Source organism: Rubrivirga halophila, assembly GCF_046845755.1.
In the GTDB taxonomy this organism is placed as follows: Bacteria; Bacteroidota; Rhodothermia; order Rhodothermales; family Rubricoccaceae; genus Rubrivirga.
On the sequence record NZ_CP177357.1, the window covers coordinates 1,036,291 to 1,055,471 of the forward strand.

General features: G+C 71.7%; 17 protein-coding genes. 11 read left to right on the forward strand and 6 right to left on the reverse strand.

Annotation, left to right across the window (positions count from 1 at the left end):
• Positions 1-110 precede the first annotated feature (110 nt).
• The 3 genes from ACLIRP_RS04385 to fbp are packed head-to-tail and all read left to right on the forward strand — an operon-like array spanning position 111 to position 4,056.
• On the forward strand, positions 111-2,285 hold the full coding sequence (locus ACLIRP_RS04385) for a PAS domain S-box protein (RefSeq protein WP_412062742.1): 2,175 nt from the start codon (positions 111-113) through the stop codon (positions 2,283-2,285).
• Complete coding sequence (locus tag ACLIRP_RS04390) at positions 2,282-2,947, forward strand: TIGR04282 family arsenosugar biosynthesis glycosyltransferase (RefSeq protein ID WP_412062743.1); 666 nt, start codon at positions 2,282-2,284, stop codon at positions 2,945-2,947. The genes ACLIRP_RS04385 and ACLIRP_RS04390 overlap by 4 nt, the downstream gene beginning before the upstream one ends.
• A gap of 38 nt (positions 2,948-2,985) precedes the next feature.
• On the forward strand, positions 2,986-4,056 hold the full coding sequence (gene fbp, locus ACLIRP_RS04395; RefSeq protein WP_412062744.1) for a class 1 fructose-bisphosphatase: 1,071 nt from the start codon (positions 2,986-2,988) through the stop codon (positions 4,054-4,056).
• 39 nt (positions 4,057-4,095) lie between these two features.
• On the opposite strand, the gene ACLIRP_RS04400 is transcribed toward fbp, so the two are convergent.
• Positions 4,096-4,542 (reverse strand): hypothetical protein, encoded by a 447-nt coding sequence (locus ACLIRP_RS04400; RefSeq protein ID WP_412062745.1) that lies wholly within the window; start codon positions 4,540-4,542, stop codon positions 4,096-4,098.
• A gap of 330 nt (positions 4,543-4,872) precedes the next feature.
• Positions 4,873-5,370 carry an Hsp20/alpha crystallin family protein gene (locus tag ACLIRP_RS04405; RefSeq protein WP_412062746.1) on the reverse strand — a complete coding sequence of 166 codons (498 nt, stop codon included), beginning with the start codon at positions 5,368-5,370 and terminating at the stop codon, positions 4,873-4,875.
• Between the two features lie 177 nt (positions 5,371-5,547).
• Between ACLIRP_RS04405 and ACLIRP_RS04410 the strand changes: the two genes are divergently transcribed.
• The 6 genes from ACLIRP_RS04410 to ACLIRP_RS04435 all read left to right on the forward strand — a co-directional run bounded on the left by ACLIRP_RS04410 (position 5,548) and on the right by ACLIRP_RS04435 (position 10,567).
• Entirely contained in the window at positions 5,548-6,255 is a 708-nt protein-coding gene (locus ACLIRP_RS04410; RefSeq protein ID WP_412062747.1) for a hypothetical protein, read from the forward strand.
• A 28-nt stretch (positions 6,256-6,283) separates the two neighbouring features.
• On the forward strand, positions 6,284-6,865 hold the full coding sequence (gene pnuC / locus ACLIRP_RS04415; protein WP_412062748.1) for a nicotinamide riboside transporter PnuC: 582 nt from the start codon (positions 6,284-6,286) through the stop codon (positions 6,863-6,865).
• Entirely contained in the window at positions 6,852-7,382 is a 531-nt protein-coding gene (locus tag ACLIRP_RS04420; RefSeq protein WP_412062749.1) for an AAA family ATPase, read from the forward strand. Before pnuC ends, ACLIRP_RS04420 begins: the two co-directional genes overlap by 14 nt.
• Positions 7,383-7,428: 46 nt before the next feature.
• Positions 7,429-8,205 (forward strand): enoyl-CoA hydratase/isomerase family protein, encoded by a 777-nt coding sequence (locus tag ACLIRP_RS04425; protein ID WP_412062750.1) that lies wholly within the window; start codon positions 7,429-7,431, stop codon positions 8,203-8,205.
• A 165-nt stretch (positions 8,206-8,370) separates the two neighbouring features.
• Positions 8,371-9,372 carry a phosphoribosylformylglycinamidine cyclo-ligase gene (purM, locus tag ACLIRP_RS04430; protein ID WP_412062751.1) on the forward strand — a complete coding sequence of 334 codons (1,002 nt, stop codon included), beginning with the start codon at positions 8,371-8,373 and terminating at the stop codon, positions 9,370-9,372.
• Positions 9,373-9,376: 4 nt separating this feature from the next.
• Entirely contained in the window at positions 9,377-10,567 is a 1,191-nt protein-coding gene (locus tag ACLIRP_RS04435; RefSeq protein ID WP_412062752.1) for an ATP-binding protein, read from the forward strand.
• On the opposite strand, the gene ACLIRP_RS04440 is transcribed toward ACLIRP_RS04435, so the two are convergent.
• Both ACLIRP_RS04440 and ACLIRP_RS04445 read right to left on the reverse strand, forming a co-directional pair.
• On the reverse strand, positions 10,568-11,446 hold the full coding sequence (locus tag ACLIRP_RS04440) for a TraB/GumN family protein (protein WP_412062753.1): 879 nt from the start codon (positions 11,444-11,446) through the stop codon (positions 10,568-10,570).
• A gap of 51 nt (positions 11,447-11,497) precedes the next feature.
• Entirely contained in the window at positions 11,498-11,926 is a 429-nt protein-coding gene (locus tag ACLIRP_RS04445) for an FKBP-type peptidyl-prolyl cis-trans isomerase (RefSeq protein WP_412062754.1), read from the reverse strand.
• A gap of 122 nt (positions 11,927-12,048) precedes the next feature.
• Between ACLIRP_RS04445 and ACLIRP_RS04450 the strand changes: the two genes are divergently transcribed.
• Positions 12,049-13,776, forward strand: a complete 1,728-nt coding sequence (locus ACLIRP_RS04450) for a M43 family zinc metalloprotease (protein ID WP_412062755.1) — start codon at positions 12,049-12,051, stop codon at positions 13,774-13,776.
• On the opposite strand, the gene ACLIRP_RS04455 is transcribed toward ACLIRP_RS04450, so the two are convergent.
• A complete protein-coding gene (locus ACLIRP_RS04455; RefSeq protein WP_412062756.1) occupies positions 13,766-15,556 on the reverse strand; it encodes a sodium:solute symporter family protein in 1,791 nt (596 codons plus the stop codon). The genes ACLIRP_RS04450 and ACLIRP_RS04455 overlap by 11 nt on opposite strands.
• A 590-nt stretch (positions 15,557-16,146) precedes the next feature.
• On the opposite strand from ACLIRP_RS04455, the gene ACLIRP_RS04460 reads away from it, so the two are divergent.
• A complete protein-coding gene (locus ACLIRP_RS04460; protein ID WP_412062757.1) occupies positions 16,147-16,950 on the forward strand; it encodes an HAD family hydrolase in 804 nt (267 codons plus the stop codon).
• Between the two features lie 7 nt (positions 16,951-16,957).
• Here the strand turns inward: ACLIRP_RS04460 and ACLIRP_RS04465 are convergent, their stop codons facing one another.
• Positions 16,958-19,165, reverse strand: coding sequence for a DUF5916 domain-containing protein (locus ACLIRP_RS04465; RefSeq protein ID WP_412062758.1), 2,208 nt, complete (start codon positions 19,163-19,165; stop codon positions 16,958-16,960).
• Positions 19,166-19,181: the final 16 nt, after the last annotated feature.

A 19,181-nucleotide genomic window follows, 5' to 3' on the forward strand; every position in this document is an offset into this window, starting at 1 on the left:
CGCGAGGAACGGTTCTCGCACCCGTTGGCACAGGGCGCTCCGGTTCCCGCCCGGACCGCCCTGTGACACGCGCTGGCTCTCCTCCGGCGTCCTCTCTGGCCCCCTCTTGCATGCCTTTCTCGTCTCTTCCCGACGCCCTGTCCTCCGGCGCGGAGCTGCTCAACCGGCTCCCCCTCGGCGTCTCGATCTACCGCCTCGACGACCCCGACGACGCCCTGTCGTTCCGGCTGATCTACGGCAACCCCGCCTCCGGCGACATCACCGGCCTGGACCTCACGGCCGAGGTGGGCCGCCTCTTGACCGAGATCGCGCCCGGCGTAGACGAGACCGGCGTGCTCGACGCCTACCTCGACGTGGTCCGCACGGGCGAGCCTCGCGACCTCGGCACCATCGAGTACGGCGACGACCGGATCACGCGGTCGACGTACGCCGTGCAGGCCGTCCCGATCGACGAGGGCGCCGTCGCCGTCGTGTTCGACGACGTCTCCGACCGGCACGAGGTGCTGGCGCTGCGCGAGGCGCAGGACCGGCTGGCGAAAGAGGAGGACCGCTCGCGGACGCTCCTCGACGCGCTCGACGACGTCATCTTCGTCTACCCCCTGCGCCCCGACGGGCCGGGCTCCTTCATCGCCTTCAACGCCGCCGCCGTGCGCCGCTACGGGTACACTGCCGACGAGCTCCGCGAGATGTCGATCGCCGACATCCTAGACACCAAGCGGTTCGACGCCGGGATGGCCGTCGACGAGCTCCGGCGCGAGCGGAAGGGGCAGTTCGAGTCGGTCCACCGCACCCGCGAGGGCCAGCGCCTCTACATGTCGACCTCGGCCCGGCTCGTCGAGTACGACGGCCAGCTCTGCGTCGTCTCGCTCAGCCGCGACGACGCCAACCGGCGCCAGTTCCGCCGCGACATCGCGCGCGCCAACCGCGTGCTCGAAGACGCCGTCGCCGAGCGGACCGCCCAGCTCGAGGCGTTCTCCGAGGACCTCAAGATCCTCCACGCCATCACGACGGCCGACCACGCGTCGACCGAGGCGCGGTACACCGCCTACCTCGAGGCGGGGTGCGAGATGTTCGACCTGCCCGTCGGGATCCTGGCCGCGACGCCGTTCGACGTGGCGACCGGCCAGCGGCTTTACCACCTCGACGCCATCGTCTCGCCCGACCCGTCGATCCAGGCCGGCCTCACGATCCCCATCCGCGAGGCCTTCTGCGACGCCGTCGTGCGGACCGGCGAGACCGTCGCCTATCCCGACGCCTCCGAGATCGTCCCCGACCACCCCGCCTGCTCCGACCGCGGCTTCCGCGCCTACATCGGCTCGCCGGTGACGGTCGACGGCGAGATGTACGGGACGCTCAACTTCGTCTCGCCCGAGCCCCGGCCCGGCGGGTTCACGTCCAGCGAGCGCGACCTGCTCGAGGTCATGACCCAGGCCGTCGGCCGCCAGATCTCGCTCGACCGCGCCGAGCGGAGCCGCGTCGAGGCCGAGACGCTGTACCGCTCGGTGCTCGAGGCCGCCTCCGAAGGGATCTACGGGCTCGACCTCGATGGCAAGACGACGTTCGTGAACGCGGCGGCCGTCGAGATGACCGGGTGGACCGTCGCCGAGCAGGTCGGCTCGCGCCAGCACGACCTCATCCACCACCACCGCCCGGACGGCGAAGCGTACCCCGCGACGGACTGCCACATCTACGCGACCCTCCACGACGGCGAGCCGCGCTCGGTCGACACCGAGGTGTTCTGGCGCAAGGACGGGACGGCGTTCCCCGTCTCGTACGCCGTGACGCCCATCCTCGACGACGGCGAGATCGCGGGCGCCGTCGTGCTCTTCCGCGAGCGCATGCCCGAGGTGCTCGCCGCCGGCGACGCCGACCGGGCCGTCGCGCTCCTCCGGTCGGTGATGTCGGCCACGCCGGACGGCGTGATGGCGTTCACGGCCGTCCGCGCCGAGGGCGACATCGTCGACTTCGAGATCCTCCTCGTCAACCCGCGCGCCGGCGAGATCCTGGACCGCCCGGCCGCCGGGCTGGTCGGCCGGCGCCTGCTCGAGGTGTTCCCGGGCAACGTCGAGGCCGGCCTGTTCGAGATGTACGCCCGGATCGCCGACGGCGGGGCGACGGCCAGCATCGTGGTCCCCTACCACGCCGACGGGTTTGCGACCTCGTTCCGGGTGACGGCCGCGCCCCTGCCCAGCGAGGACGGCCTCATCGTGACGTTCGCGGACGTCGTCGACGCCGAGGCCGTCGTGCTCGAGGCCGAGCCGGCGGACGCCGATCGCGACGCATGAGCGCGGCGCTGCTCGTCTTCGCCAAGGCGCCCGTGGCCGGCCGGGTCAAGACGCGCCTCAGCCCGACGCTGGCGCCCGCCGACGCGGCGGCGCTCTACGAGGCGTTCCTGCGCGACGCGCTCGACCGCTACGCCGCGCTCGCGCCCGCCGTGACGGTCCGGCTCCACCTCGCCGGCGGGACGCTGGCCGACGTGCCCGACGGCGTCGACGTGTTCGGCCAGCGGGGGCGGGGGCTCGGCGAGCGGATGCTCTACGCCTTCGTCGAGGCCTTCGCCGCCGGCCACGACCGCGCCGTCGTCATCGGGACCGACCACCCGACGCTGCCGATGCCGTTCGTCGAGCTGGCGTTCGACGCGCTCCGCACCCCGCTGACGGCCGTGCTCGGGCCCAGCGACGACGGCGGCTACACGATGCTCGGGCTCAACGAGATCGTGCCCGACCTGTTCGACATGGACTACAGCCACGGCCGCGTCTTCCAGGACACGCTCGACCGCGCCGGGGACGCCGGCCTCCAACCCGTCGTGCTCCCGGCCCACTACGACGTCGACGATGGCGCCTCGCTCGCGCGGCTCGTCGAGGAGTGGCGCGCCGGGGCGGACGTGGGCGCGCGGACCGCCGACGTGCTCCAAACCCTCACCGCGTCGGGTCGGCTGGCGGGCTAGCTTGCGCGCTCAGTAGCGCTTCCATCTTCTTGCACGACATGGACCTCTCCTCGAACGGCACCTCCGGCTCCACGCTCGCGACCGGCGGCGGCTCGCTCACCACGCTCGAGCAGTTCATCATCGAGCGCGAAGTCGACACGCCCGGCTCGAAAGGTCAGTTTTCGCGCTTGCTGCGCGACATCGTGATCGCGGCCAAGATCGTTGACCGCGACGTCCGCAAGGCCGGGCTCGTCGACATCTTCGGCGACACGGGCGACGTCAACGTCCAGGGCGAGGTCCAGAAAAAGCTCGACCTCTTGGCGCACGAGGAGTTCGTCCGGGCGCTCCGGCGCGGCGGCGAGGTCTGCCTCATCGGGTCCGAAGAGCACGCCGAGGCGATTCCGCTCCTCTTCGACGACTGCCAGGGCAAGTACGTCGTCTTGTTCGACCCGCTCGACGGGTCCTCGAACGTCGACGTCAACGTCTCCATCGGGACCATCTTCTCGATCTACCGCGTGCCCGACGACCACGCCGGCCGCGTGACGATGGCGAGCGCGCTCCAGCGCGGCCGCGAGCAGGTCGCCGCCGGCTACGTCGTGTACGGGTCCTCCACGATCTTGGTCTACACGACTGGCGCCGGCGTCAACGGATTCACGCTCGACCCGTCCATCGGCGAGTTCCTGCTCTCGCACCCCGACATCACGACCCCCGAGCGGGGCAAGATGTACTCCATCAACGAGGGCAATTACAACTCGTGGGAGGACGGCCTCAAGGAGTACATCAAGTGGATGCAGACCGAGGCGCCCGACGACGACCCGCCGCGCCCCTACACGACGCGCTACATCGGGTCGTTCGTGGCCGACTTCCACCGCAACCTGATGAAGGGCGGGGTCTACATCTACCCGTCGAATACGCGCAACCCGAACGGCAAGCTGCGCTTGATGTACGAGGCGAATCCGATGGCCTTTATCGTGGAACAGGCGGGCGGGCGGGCCGAAACCGGGACGGGTCCGATCCTCGACGTCGAGCCCCAAGCGCTCCACGACCGGACGCCCGTGGTCATCGGCAGCCCGGCCATGGTGGCCGACGCCGTCGCCTTCATGGCCGGCGAGCGCACGTCCTCCGACTGACGCCCCGCTGGCGACGGACGCCAGCGGGACGCCCGGTGCTCAGAACCGGAAGCCGGCCCGGACGCGCAGGTCGCTGATGTCGCCGAACCCGACGGCGCCCTCCACGAACACGCGGTTGACCTCGACGCCGCCCCCGAGGTTGAGCCCGACCTCGGTGTTGTCGAAGGCGCCGGAGTCGAAATACTCGATGGTCACGCCGCCCTTGGCATAGGGCATGAGCGGGCCGCCGGTGTCGAACCGCGCGATGAGGTCGCCGTCGCCGCGGACGTAGGTCGCGTCGCTGTCGAAAAAGACGAACTCGACGGATGGGCGGACGGCGGGCTGGAGCGGGAGGGCCACCAGGGGCGCGGCGAACTCGAAGGCGAGCCCGAGCGTAGCGGCCTTCTGGTCGATGTCATAGCCGATCAACGGGACGAAGCTGACCTGGGCCCGGGCGGGCGCCAGCGACACGAGGGCGACCAGAACGAGGGGGAGGAGGAGGCGCATGGATCCGGAGGGGTGGGGGAATGGAACCGACGCCAGCATAGTGCACGCGCGGCGATGTACAAGCGAGTGCCTCGTCGTTTGGCGGGGGCGTCGCGAGTGATCTGGCCAGGGCACCTTGCTCGGCCCGCGTGTCGGATCCGGCCCTTAGGGGCGTGGCGCGCCGTGGTCGCCGTCCGACCCGAGCTTGCGCCGGCCTGAATCGCTGGCCTCACTCCCGAGTCAGGGAGGCACGGGCGCTGGGGGCTCGCCAGGCCACGGGCGCCGCGGGCCCCAAACGGCAGCGCCCCGAGCGGAGGCCCGGGGCGCAGAGGGGCGAGAGCGGGGAAGAGGTTAGTCGGCCTCCACCGTTTCGGGGGTCTCGACGTGGCCGTCGCCGGCGTGCTCGGCGAGCCGGGAGCGCCGGCCGATCGGGATCCGGCGCGGCTGGACGGCCGGGCTCTTGCCGACGCGCACCATCAGCACGCCGTCGTCGAACGTGGCCTCGATGGCGTCGTCGTCGACGTCGGTGCCGAGCGTGAACGAGCGGAAAAAGCGGCCGTAGGCGCGCTCGACACGGTGGAAGCGGCCGTCCGACTGCTCGTCGGCGCGGCGGCGCTCGCCGGAGATCTTGAGCGTGCCGTCGTCGAGCGTCACGTCGAGCGTGTCGCGGTCGATGCCGGGGAGGTCGAGGCTCAGGACGTAGGCGTCGTCGGTCTCGGAGACGTCGGCACGGGGCGTCCAGACGGCCTCGGCGTCGCGGTCGCCGCGCGACACGTCGTCGAACAGGCGGTCCATCTCCCGGCGCAGGATGGCGAAGTCGCGGCCGGGGCGGAACGGGATCGTCGTCATGGGGAGAGGGGATGGATGGAACAGAGTGCCCTGCGGGCAGGGAGGACCCTTTCAGGCACCGTGCCACCTCCGTTATTGGAACAATTTGTCAGCCGCGCCGCCCATCCGGCTGTCAGATTGGCACCGAGAACAGCGCCGCCGGCGGGGGGTTAGGCTCGGCCGACTGACAGAATTTCCGTGCTCCCTGACACCTTTGTCCGCCCGCCCCTCGACCTCACCTTCCAAGGCTTCCCGCCCGAGGGCTACGACGCGCTCGCGGCCCTGCGCGCCGACCCCCACATCGGCACGTACCAGGCGCTCAAGCCGGTCCTCGACCGCGCCGTCACGGCCCCGTTCAAGCGCTACCGCGACGATCTCGCCGTCAACTGGGTGCTGCCCAACGGCCTGCCGTTCGAGACCGAGCGGAACGTGTTCTCGCGGATCCTGAAAAACGACTTCGGCCGGGGCGGCTCGCACAGCCACCTGTGGATGAGCTTCTACCGGCTCCCCCGCAAGCGGCTCACCGACGTCCAGCTCAGCCACGCCGTCTACCCGGACGGTTTCCGCTGGGGGTTGTACGTCGGCAGCTACGCGACCGGCCTGTTCGGCCCCGCCCGGTCGCGGCTCGTGGACCACCCGGCCGAGTCGCTCCCGATCCTCAACGCCCTGCTGGCGTGCGGGTACCGGCTGGCGTTCGCGCCGCACGTGACCAAGCCCGAGGGCCACCCCGAGTTCTCCGAGCCGCTCGACGCCGTTCCCGAGGGGCTCGCGCGGGCCAAGGGGATCTGGGTGATGCGCAAGATCTCGCGCGAGCAGGCAGAGGCGATGGGGGGCGAGCTGGTCGGCGCGGCCATCGACGCCCAGGAAGAGCTGTGGCCGCTGTACCGGTTCCTGGTGGGGGAGTAGCCGCTCGCGTCCACGGGTAGCTTGCGCCATGAGCCTGGAGATCGCCGCCAACGTCGCCCTCGTCGCCTCGGTGTATCTCGCCCGGCGCAACAGCGTCCACACGTGGTGGACGGGGATGGTGGCCGTGTCGCTGTTCGCCGTCTTGTTCGCCGGGGCCAAGCTGTACGCCGACGTCGTGCTCCAGGTCTTTTTCTTAGGGACCTGCGTCGTCGGCTGGTGGACGTGGCGGTTTGGCGGCGAGGGCCGGACGGAGCTCCCGATCTCGACGCTCGCGCCGCGCCAGCGGCTGGCGGCGCTGGCGGCCGTCGCCCTCGCCGTCCTCTTTTTCGGGACGGTCTTCGACCGGTTCACCGACGCCGCGCTCCCGTACCCCGACTCGTTCATCCTGGGCGGGAGCGTCGTCGCCCAGCTTCTCATGATGCGCCGCGTGATCGACCACTGGGCCCTGTGGATCGCCGTCGACGTGGTGGCTGTGGTCGTGTACGGCTCGAAGGCGCTGGTCCTGACGGCGGGCGTGTACGCGGTCCTGCTGGCGCTGTGCGTGCAGGGCATTATTGAATGGCGGCGGCTCGTCGCGGAGCAGACCGGAGGGACGTATGGCGTCGCGTAGCCGGCCGGTCCAGCGCGTCGTCTTTTTGGGCGCCGAGTCGACGGGCAAGACGACACTCGCGCAAGCGGTGGCCGACGCGCTAGGCGAGCCGTATGTCGAGGAGGTCGGGCGGCGGCTCTGGGTGGAGGCCGGGGACGACCTGCCGCTTGCGGACTACGTCACGATCTGCCGCGAGCACGTCGCCCTCGAAGACGCGCTCGAGCGCCGGGCCCGCCGGTTTCTGATCGTCGACACGAACGCGCTCACGACGCAGCAGTACGCTTTCTTTTTTTTCGGCGCGTGCCCGCCCGAGGTCCAGGCGTACGCCGGCCGGTGCCGCGCGCGGTACGCCCACACGATCGTCTGCGCGCCCGGCATCCCGTTCGAGGTCGACGGCCACCGGGCGCACCCGGAGGTCCAGCGGTACCAGGACGGCGCCATCCGCAACGACCTCACCGTGCGCGGCATCCCGTACACCGTCGTCGGCGGGCCGCTGGCGGAGCGCGTGGCGGCGGTGCGCGAGATCGTGGGCGCCTGACGGGACGAGCATTGGGCGATCTTGCGGACTCCCTGCCCTTTCGCCCGTGCTCACGTCCTCTCTCGACGGCCCCGTCCTCACGCTCACCCTGGACCGCCCCGAGGTCCGCAACGCGCTCTCGGCCGACCTGGTGGCCGCGCTCACCGACGCGCTGGCCGAAGCCGGCCGCGACGACGGCATTCGCGTCGTGGTGCTGACCGGGACCGGCCGGGCGTTCTCGGCGGGCGCCGACCTCACAGCTCTGCAAGCGCTCGCAGACGCGAGCGCCGAGGCGAACCTCGCCGACTCCGAACTGCTCGCGCGCTTGTTCGAGACGATTTACACCTTGCCCAAGCCGGTCGTCGCCAAGGTGCAGGGCCACGCGATCGCCGGCGGCTGCGGGCTGGCGGCCGTCTGCGACTTCTCGCTCGTGGCGGATGGCGTCAAGCTGGGCTTCACCGAGACGCGCATCGGGTTCGTCCCGGCCATCGTGTCCGTGTTCGTGGTCCGCAAGCTGGGCGAGGCGACGGCCCGGGACCTCCTGCTGCGCGGTCACCTGATCGACGCCGGCGAGGCCGAGCGGATCGGGCTCGTCACCCGCGCCGTCGCCCCGGACGACCTCGACGACGCGACCGACGCGCTGTGCCGCGAGCTGGCGACAGAGACCAGCGCGAGCGCCGTCGCCCTCACCAAGCGCCTGCTGGCGGACGTGCCCTCGATGGGTCTCGCCGAGGGGCTCTCGTACGCGACGCGCCTCAACGCGCTCGCGCGAGCGACCGACGACTGCCGCGCCGGCGTCGCGGCGTTCCTGGGCAAGACGGACCCGCCGTGGCGCTCGGCGTGAGTGGGGGAGAGGCCGCGGGCGCCAGCACGGGCATGCCGCGCGAGCCAGATCGTGGCGCAGCGTCCTGATGATGGCTTGGCGCCAGCAGGCTCCTGCGCTCCTCACTCTCTTCCACCCCGCTCGCGCCCGCGCCCCGCTAGCTTGCCGGTCCACACGCGCGAGCCCATGGCCACCTACAAAGAAGCCGGCGTCGACATCGAGGCGGGCGAGGAAGCTGTCCGCCGGATTACCCGGCACGTCCGGGGCACGTTCACGCCCGGCGTTCTCACCGACGTCGGCGCCTTCGGCGGCCTGTTCGCCCTCGACCGCGAGCAGTACCGTGACCCCGTGCTCGTCTCGTCGATGGACGGCGTCGGGACCAAGCTCAAGGTGGCCCAGCGGGTCGACCGCCACGGGACCGTCGGGCAGGACTTGGTCAACCACTGCGTGAACGACATCGCCGTCAGCGGCGCGCGCCCGCTGTTCTTCCTCGACTACTTCGCCTCGGGCAGCATCCGGCCCGGCGTCGTCGAGTCGGTCGTGAAGGGGTTCGCCCAGGCGTGCAAGGAGAACGGCTGCGCGCTGATCGGCGGGGAGACCGCCGAGATGCCCGACATGTACCGGCCGGGCGAGTACGACCTCGCCGGCACGATCGTCGGCGTCGTCGAGCGCGACGCCATCATCGACGGCTCGGCGATCGAGGCGGGCGACGTGCTGCTCGGCCTGCCCTCGACGGGGCTCCACACGAACGGCTACACGCTCGCGCGCAAGGTGCTCTTCGACCGGTTCGTGGCCGCCGACACGCCGGACGAGCTGGGCGGCGAGAGCATCGGCAACGCGCTCCTCAAGGTCCACAAAAGCTACCTGAACGCCATCCAGGCGCTGCTGTCGGAGGGGCTGGCGCACGGCTTCTCGCACGTGACGGGCGGCGGCCTCGTGGGCAACACGAACCGGATCCTGCCCGATGGGCTCGCGCTCGACGTGGACTGGGACGCCTGGTCGCGGCCGGCCCTTTTCAAGCTGATCCAGGAGGTCGGCGAGGTCCCCGAGGACGACATGCGGCGGACGTTCAACCTGGGGGTCGGGCTGGTGGCCGTCGTGCCGGAGGGGTCGGTCGGGCGGGCGCTGACGGTGCTCGGGGCGCTCGGGCAGCCGGCGTTCCGGATCGGCAGCGTCGTCGCCGCCTAGCGCCATGTGGAGCCGCGTCATTGGGCAGGAGCGGGCGACGGACCTGCTGGCGCACGCGCTCGCCAGCGGGCGCGTGGCGCATGCCTACCTGCTCCACGGGCCGGCGGGGACCGGCAAACGGGCGGGGGCGCTCGCGTTCGCGCAGGCCCTGTTGTGCGAGCGGCGCGGACGGCCCGGCGGGCCGGAGGGCGATGCGTGTGGCACGTGCCTCGCCTGCACCAAGGCCGCGCGTCTGATCCACCCCGACCTCCACGTCTACCTCCCGTTCCCCAAGACCAGCAAGGGCGCCGACAAGGACGACCGGCCGGGCGACTACCCCGAGCGCCTGGCGCGGCTCGCCGCCGAGCCCTACGCGCCCGTCGACTACCGCCAGCGCGGCGCGCTCGACGACGACGGGCCCAGCAACAAGCAGGTCGAGCACCGCAAGCGGCCCATCGACGAACTCCTCCGCCGCGAGATGACGTTCGTCCCCGCCGAGGGCCGCCACGTCGTCGGCGTGCTGACGGACGCGGACCGGATCCGGACGGAGGCGGCCAACTCGATCCTGAAGCTGCTCGAAGAGCCGGGCCCCGACGTGGTCCTCCTACTCACCGCCGAGCGGCTCGACCTCGTGCTCCCGACGATCCTGTCGCGGTGCCAGCGCGTCCGGTTCGACCCGCTCCCACCCGAGACCATCGAGGCCGCGCTCGTGTCGCGGTCGCGCGTGCCGGCCGACGAGGCGGGCGTCGCGGCGCGGATGGCCGACGGGTCGTACACGCGCGCCCTCGAGGTGTGGGGGAGCCCCGCCGTCGGCGGGCAGCGGCTGCTGGCGCTCGAGTTCGTGCGCGCGGCGTTCATGGGGCGGCCGGACAAGGTGGCGCCGGTCGTGCAGACGGCGACCAAGCTGGGGCGCGAGGGGCTCAAGTCGTGGCTCGGGCTGGTCTCGCTATGGATCCGCGACCTGGTGCTGGCCCAAGTCGGTGGCCCCGACGCGCCGATCGTCAACGTGGACCAGGCCGAGAACGTCCACAAGTTCGTGGCCGCGCTCCCGAACGCCGACCTCGGCGCGATGGCGGACCTCGTCGAGCAGGCGGCCGACGCGATCCAGGCGAACGCGAATGGCGGGCTCGTGCTGACCACGCTGGCGCTCGCGATGCGCGACGCGATGCACGGGCGGTCGACGGGCCGGCTCGTCCAGCCGCTCGACGTGGCCTAGCTACAACCGGCGCACCTTGACGCCCTGGGCGCGGAGCAGCGCGATCACGTTCTCGGGCCCCACCAGGTGCCCGGCGCCGACGACGACGAGCGACACGTCGCGGGGCCGGTTGAGGAGCGCGACGATGGTCGGGATCCACGCCCGGTTGCGGCGCGCGAGCAGCGACTCGAAGACCTCGCCGTCGCCGAGCTCGTGCGCGAGCACGGCCGACAGGCGGGCGTCGTCGCCCGAGCCCCAGGCGTCGACGAGCTCGTCGAAGGCGGCGGCGGCCCCGGCCGAGGTGGCCACCAAGTCCATCAGATACGCGACCTGCCCGGTGTCGGAGAGCCGATCGAAGGCCTCGATCTGGTCGGCCAGGGTCTCCAGCGCCAAGATCTCCTTGCCCGCCTCGCCCGCTCGGCGGAAGAGGTAGGCGTCGACGCCCTCGCCAAAGCTCCCGTCGCCCTTGAGCGACAGCATCCCGTACGTCATCCCGGCAAACCAGGGCTCGTACGGGTCGAGCATCTGGGCCGGCATCCCGAACCCCTCCATCGAGGCGTACAGCGCCGCGCGCTGGTCGTCGTCGAGCAGGTCGCCGACCGAGGCCTCGTCGGTCGCGGCGGCGAACAGGTCGGCGGCGCGCTCGGCGGCGGCGTCGAGGTCGATCTCGAAGGCGACGACGGAGGCGGCCGTAAACAGGGCCTCGACGTGGGCGGGGAGCGGCAGCGCGCCCTCGGGGAGCACGTGGACCGAGCCGAGCAGGTACACCTTCGTGCCGCCCTGCTCGGCGAGGTAGAGGGGCGGGCGGCGCGCGTCGGTCTGCGCCGCCGCGCCGACGGCGACCGCCAGCAGGGCGGCGACGGTCAGGACGGAGCGGCCGGCGGGCAGGAGGAGGGGCATGGCGTCGGGGGGCAGTCCGCAAAGTCGCCCAACGGCCGGGGCGCCGCCGGGTTACGAGGCGGTATCGACCAGCGTGAGGTCGAACGTGAGGGCCTGGCCCGCGAGCGGGTGGTTGGCGTCGAGCGTAATCGTCTCGTCGCTCACGTCGACGATCTGGGCCTCGGCCGAGCCGCCGCCCTGCAGGCCGAGCTGGACGCCCATGCCGGCCTCGAGCGCCGCGCCCTCGGGGAACGCCGTTCGGGGCGCCTGCAGGACGAGGTCGTCGCGGCGCTCGCCGTACGCGTCGGCCGCGTCGAGCCGGACTGTCTTCTCCTCACCGACCTCCATGCCGGTGACGGCCGCGTCGAAGCCGGGGACGACCTGGCCGGCGCCGAGCGTGAAGCGGAGCGGCTCGCGGCCCTCCGACGAGTCGAACGGCGTGCCGTCGTCGAGACGGCCGGCGTAGTGAACGGAAACGGTGTCGCCAGACTGCGCGGGCATCTTTCGGGGGGGAAATGTCCGAGGGGATGATGCGCGGGGCCGATGGGTTCCGGCCGGCGCCGATCCGGGGCACGAATCCGCAGACCCGGCGCGTAGCTTGCGCCGAGACACCCTTTGCACCTGTGCGCCTTTCCGCGGTCGGCCTCCTCGTCCTCCTGCTTGCGCCCGCGACGGGGGCCCAGGTCACGCTCGACGGCCGGCGGTGCGCCACGCCGTCGCCGACCGTCGCCCAGTCGATCGAGCGCGCCGCCATCGTGCAGCGCCACCGCGAGCTGTCGGCGCTCCGGATCGGGCCCGACGCGCCGACGACCGTGCCCGTCGTGTTCCACGTCCTCACCGACGGCACGCGGGGTGACCTCCCGCTGGCGATGCTGGAGGCGCAGGTCGACACGCTCAACTCGGCGTTCCGCACGACCGGCTTCCGGTTCGCGCTCGCGGCCGTTAACCGCGTCGACAACGCCGACTGGTACACCGACTTGCGGCTCGGGTCGGGGGAGGAGCGGGCGATGAAGCGGGCGCTCCAGGTCGACCCGGCGCGCGTGTTGAACGTCTACACCGCCAGTCTCGGGCTTGACTACCTCGGCTGGGCGACCCTGCCGTACGGCGCCTCGGAGCGCGACGAGACCGACGGCGTCGTCGTGCTCGACCGGTCGCTGCCGGGCGGGACGGCGGCGCCGTACAACCTCGGCCACACCGGCACGCACGAGGTCGGCCACTGGCTCGGGCTCGACCACACGTTCGCCGGCGGGTGCTCGTCGATCAACGACGGCGTCGCCGACACGCCCCAGGAGGCGTCGCCCGCCTCGGGCTGCCCCGTCTCGCGCGACTCATGTCCGCTCGACCCCGGCCTCGACCCGGTCCGCAACTACATGGACTACTCGCACGACTCGTGCATGACCAACTTCACGCCGGGCCAGGCCGAGCGGACGGACGCGCTCGTGGGCCAGTACCGCCCGACGCTCGTCGCCGGCGGCTACGCGCTCGCGTTCGCCGAGGACGCGACCGAGAACCTGTTCGTGCACATCCCCACGACGGTCGGCGTCCGCGTGACGAACGCCAGCGACCAGCCGCTCACCGTCTCGGGCGCGACCTCCACGCAAGCGGATGTGTCGCTGGCGCCGGCCGTCGTGGCCCCGGGCGCGGTCGCCGTGCTCGACCTTGCGATCACGGCCCGCCAGTCGGGCGCGTTCGCGGTCCGCATCGACACCGACGCCGCGGGGCCCGAAGCGCTCGTGACGATCGACGGGACCGCGTTCGCGCCGCCGACTGCCCGCCTGGACGTGACGGGCGTGGAGCTGACCTTGCTGGAGGGCGTGAGCCGGAGCGTCTCGTTCGTGATCGCGAACGACGGCGACGGCCCGCTCACGTTCGACATCGACACGGCTGCGCTGCCGTCGTGGGTTCGCGAGGTGACCCCCGCCAGCGGCACCGTCGCGCCCCACACCGAGACCACGGTTGAGGTGACAGTGACGGGCGTGAATGTGGCACCGTCGGCGTATGCCCAGACGCTCGACATCGCGACGAATGACCCGCTCCGGGGCGCGGTCGAGGTGGCGCTGGCGCTCAACGTGCTGGTGCGGCCGGACGCGCTGGCGGCGGGGCCCTCGTTCCCGAACCCCACGCGCGGCGTCGTCACGATCCCGCTCGAGCTGCCGACCGACCTGGGCATCCGCGCCGAGGTCTACGACACACAGGGCCGCCGCGTGGCGGTGCTGGCCGACGGCCGCCAGCTCCCGGCGGGCTACCCGGAGCTGACGTGGGACGCCAGCCGCGTCCCCGCCGGCGTCTACGCCGTCCGCGTCTGGACGCTGGCGGAGTCGGCCTTCACCCGGATCGTCGTCATCCGCTGATCGACGCCGCGTCGTCGGCACGCAGGGAGCGGACGAGCGCGAAGATGACGGCGACGGCGACGGCGAGCGTGATCGCGCCCTTGATGGGTTCGCCGAGCACGAGCCAGCCGATGCCGAAGAGGGCGGCATACACGGCGGCGCTGCCCGCGAGCCACTGCACGAACAGGCGCCCGAGCCCGGTGTCGACCTCGACCTCGGGCTGGCGCGCGGCGACGGGCCGCCAGCCGGGACCGCCGGGCCGGACGCGCCGGTAAAATGTGTCGAGTGTCGCCTGCCCTGTCGGCGCAGTAACGAATGTGGCGACCAGCCACGAGACCGTCGTGATGGCGGCGATGCCGAACAGGTTGGTCGGGAACTCGGAAGTCAGGAACGGCACGTCGACGCCGACCAGCTGGAGCCCGACCATCGCGAGCGGGACGACGGTCGCGACGAGCTCGCTCCACGCGTTGATCCGCCACCAGTACCAGCGCAGGATGAGCACGAGCCCCATCCCGGCCGAGGCGCTCAGCAGCAGCCCCCACGCGCCCGAGACCGAGTCGAGCTGGGTCGCCAGCAGGAACCCGCCGACGGCGAGGGCGAGCGTGAGCACGCGGGACACGAGCACGTAGTGGCGCTCGGACCGGCCGGTCGCCATGAACCGCCGGTACAGGTCGTTGACGAGGTAGCTCGTGCCCCAGTTGAGCTGGGTCGAGATCGTCGACATGAAGGCGGCCAGGAACGCGGCGAACAGCAGCCCGAGCAGGCCGGACGGGAGCGCGTCGCGCATCACCAAGACGTAGCCCTCGCCGGGGGTCTCGAGCCCGGGGTACAGCACGAGCGCCGCCAGCCCGACGATGATCCACGGCCACGGGCGGATGCAGTAGTGGGCGATGGCGAACCACAGGACCGCGAGCACGGAGTCGGTCTCGGACCGCGTCGCCAGCATCCGCTGGGCCACATACCCGCCGCCGCCGGGCTCGGCGCCCGGGTACCAGCTCGCCCACCACTGGACGCCGAGGTACGCCGCGAACGCGACGCCCGACAGCGCGAGCGTCGCCGCGCCCTCGACCGCGTTCCCCACGACGGGCGTGAACCGGAACGCCTCGGCGGGCAGCGCCGCCTTGAGGCCGGCGATCCCGCCCACCTCGGGGATGTCGAGCGCGTACCACGCGAGGGCGACCGACCCGACCATCGCGAGGCAAAACTGGAACACGTCGGTGATGGCGATGCCCCACAGCCCGGCGATCATCGAGTACACGCCAACCAGCAGCATCAACCCGCCGACGGCGAGCGTCGGGGCGCTCAGGCCCGCCCACTCGGTCGCGCCGAAGATGGTCATCCCGGGGAAGAGGACGCGGAAGACGGTCGTCATCGCGAGCACCACCCAGCCGATCACGATCGCGTTCGCGAACAGCCCGAAGTAGACGGCCTTAACCCCGCGCAGCCAGGCGGCGGGCGCGCCGTCGTACCGCAGCTCCACGAGCTCCACGTCCGTCAGCACGCCGCTCCGCTGCCACAGGCGCGCAAAGAAGAACACGGTCAGGATGCCGCCGAGCGCAGCGTACCACCATAGCCAGTTGCCCGCGACGCCGGACTGCGCGACGAGCTCCGCGACCGCGAGCGGCGTGTCGGCCGCAAACGTGGTCGCCACCATCGACGTGCCCGCCAGCCACCACGGCATCGAGCGGCCCGTGGCGAAAAACTCGTCGGTCGACCGGGAGGCGCGGCGGGCGTACACGGCCGCCAAGCCCAGGGTCAGGAGGAGGACGACGGCGACGATCGCCCAGTCGAGGGGACTCATGCGGGTGGGGTGGGGGCACCCGCAAGCTATCGGCAGGCCAAGGGTCTGGGGGCGGCCTGTCTTTTGGTCCCCGGGGGACGCGTCAGCCCGCGCCCCGTCTCCTGGCCCCTCACCCCAAAACGACGCGAGCGCCGCCGGGACAAGCCGGGCGGCGCTCGCGAGCTAGACAGCAGGGCTGTCTAGAATTGGAAGACGATAAACACGCCGAGGCCGACGAGGGCAGCGGCAGCGCTCATGGCTGGGATGAGTCGATTCATCAGGTCAGGGGGCTTGGGTGGGAAAAGCCAGAGGCCAGAGTGTCTTCGTGGAAAGTTATCCACAGGAGGAACCTGGCTCGCGGCGAAGGTACTCCGACTCTCGGATCGGCTGCAACCCCTTGTGCCGGAAATGTCTAAGGGGGGTGACACAACCTGACACCCTCATCGGCCGGTCCACCGCGTGTTGAAAACAGACGACTTCAGACGCGCAGGTTGTCTCGATCTCGTTCCCCCAGCGGCCGGCGCAGGCGGCAGGACTGAACCCTTCGCGTCGCGGAGAGCGGGGATCCTCGATCGGCCGGCCCGGTTTCTCGGACCCACCCATCCAGACCCGTGCTCGACCTTTCCCGCATCGACGCCGTCATCTTCGACGTGGACGGCACGCTTGCCGACACCGACGACCACCTGGTGGCGCAGGTCGCCACCGCCCTGGACGCGATCCCCCTGGTGAGCGGCCGCCGGGCGGCCGAGCTGGCGCGACGGATCGTGATGGCGGCGGAGACCCCGACGAACGCGGCGTACGGGGCCATCGACCGGCTCGGCCTGGACGACGAGTTGGCGACAGTCAAAACCGCCATCGGGGGGGTGCTGGAGCGGGTGCGCGGCCAGCGCGAGCGGGCAGAGTCGCACCCGCCGGAGGCCGCCGACCACATCCCGCATGACCTCGTCGCGGACGTGGACGAGATGCTCCACGCCGTGGCCGAGCGGTACCCGATCAGCGCGTTCTCGACGGGTGGCGAGGCACGCATCCGGGCCTTTTTCGAGCACTACGGCGTGCTCGACCTGTTCGCCGCCGTGGCCGGCGCGCAGACGACGCCCCGGATGAAGCCCTACCCCGACCCGCTCTTGTACTGCGCCGACGCGATGGGCGTCGCGCCCGAGCGCTGCCTGGTCGTCGGCGACACGACGGTCGACATGCAGACGGCGGCGGCGGTCGGCGCGCAGGCCGTCGGCGTGCTGTGCGGGTTCGGCACCGAAGACGAGCTCCGCCGCGAGGGCGCCGTCGAGATCCTGGCGACGACCTCGGACGTGCTGGCCCTGCTGGCGCCCGAAGAAGATGCCCTCGACGGGAGCGCCGAGCCGACGGCCGAGCCGGACGAGGAGGCCGCAGCGCAGTCGAAGACCATCGGCCGCTGACGGCCCGCTAGATCAGCACTAGGTACGTCAGCTTGACGACCGCCAGCCGGTCGCGGAGGACGACCGTCCGGCGCGGGTCGAGCGGGTCGGCCCCCTCGTCGATCCGGCCGTAGGCCGTGTTGAAGACGACGAACAGGTCGGAGCCGGGGCGGTGGATCCAGTCGAGCCGGACGTTCGCGCGGAGCTGGCGCGAGACGTTGTCGTACTGGAGCAGCGTCCGGCCGAAGAGCGTCCGGCTAAAGGCCGTGAGCGCCGACAGCGAGCCGACGGTGACGGCGAAGTCGCCGTTCCCGACGTCGACGACCGAGTGCGACACGCTGGGCTCCAAGACGAGGTGCCGCGACTGGCGCCAGCCGGCCGTCGCCGAGAGGTCGGTCCGCGTGCCGTCGAAAAAGCCGCCCGTCGAGGCCGAGGCACGGCCGAAGACCGGCCGGCTCGAGTCGGTCTCGCCCGTCAGGCCGACCTGGACGAACGTGTAGTCGCCCGGCGCCACGACCTCGTCCGTTCGGATGGCGAAGGGCTCCTCTAGCCGCTCGAAGCTGCGGTCGACGCTCAGCGCGAGGTAGTCGCGTTGGGGGAAGTCGACGCGGAAAGCGGCGGAGGCGGCGGTCGTCTGGAGCTCGCCGTCCTGGCCGGTGATCACGTCGCCCTCGGCGCTCGCCGAGACACGTCGGACGAACGGGAGCGCGGGGACCGTTACGAACGGCCGGTAGGTGGCGGCGGCGGAGGCCTGGCGGAGGTCGCGGCGGCGGACGAACCCGAGCGCCGGGGCGTACCCGGCGCCGACGCTGGTCAGCGAGCCCGAGACCTCGGCCGTCTGACTCTGCACCCGGCCGAACACGTGGCCCGCCGCGCTCGTCAGGGCCGGGTCAGTGTCCCACACCTGGGTGGCCCAGCCGCTGACCTCGCCGCCGCGCCCGAACCGCACGAGCCCGTCGACGCCGAGCGCCTGGTTCGAGCGGCCGGCCGTCCGCAGGTCGGTCGCGATCGCGCCGACGGTCGTCTTGGGGAGCACGTCGGCGCGGACGCGGGCGACGGTGTTCGTGGTGGACTGCGAGCCGAACAGGTTGTCCAGCCCGGAGCCCGTCTCCAGGCTCATCGCGCCGATCGACAGCGGGCCGACCTGACCGGTGACGCGGGCGCCCGCCAGGATGTCCTCCGTCAGGCCGATGCGGCGCGAGAAGAAGGTCTGCGTCGAGCGCGGGTTGCCGTGCTCGAACAAGCCCGACCGCTCGAGGAAGAACTCCCGCTTCTCGGGGAAGAAGAGGCTGAAGCGGCTGAGGTTGATCTGGACGTTGTCGGCCTCGACCTGGGCGAAGTCGGTGTTGACCGTGAGGTCGAGCGTCAGGTTCGAGGTCAGCCCGTACTTGATGTCGACGCCCGCGTCGGCGGAGACGCTGGCGTCCTCGGTCGGAAGCCCCAGGTCGGGGCGCGACTGCTGGAAGCCGGTGATGCCGTACGGCTTGACCTCGAGGTTGAGGCCCCGGTGGATGTCCTTGAGGCCGGTCACGACGCCGTAGCGCGAGACCGCCGCGAGCGACAGGAAGTTGCTCCCGCGCTCGAGCCCGATGTCGGGCCAGATCACGCGCTCGTTCTTGCGGTTGATCATCCGCGAGACCATGAACCCGAACGACAGGTCGTCGCCCTCGGGGAAGCGGAGCTGTCGGAAGGGGATGGCGGCCTCAAGCGTCCAGCCGTCCGGCCCGATGTGGGTCTCGGAGCGGAAGACGGCGTCCCACGAGAAGCTGTCGATCGTGAGCCCCTCGTCGGTGATCGTCGCGTCGTCCTGGGTGCCGAGCGCGTTCATCTCGAAGAGGTAGGCATTGCGGCCGTCGCGGAACGTGTCGAGCCCGATGTAGACGTGGTCGTCGCGGTCGTTGCGGCCGCCGCGCTCGAGGTTCTTGGCGCGGATGAGGGCAGGCTCGCGGTCGAGGTTGCGGAAGGCGACGTAGAGGTGGTCGCGGTCGTAGGCGACGCGCACCTCCGTCGCTTCGGTCGGCTCGCTCCCGTCGTCGGGCCAGACCTGCGTGAAGCCGCGGATCGGCTCGACGCGGTCCCACAGCAGCTCGTCGAGTCGGCCGTCGATGCGGGGCGGCTCGTCCGTGAACACGGCGACGACCTCGGAGTCGGTGGGCGGCGGCGAGGCATCGGCCTCCGCAGGTTGGGCCGCCAGCGGCGCGGCGAACAGCAGGGAGAGCAGGGCCGGTCGCAGCATCGACGAGGGGAGGGGG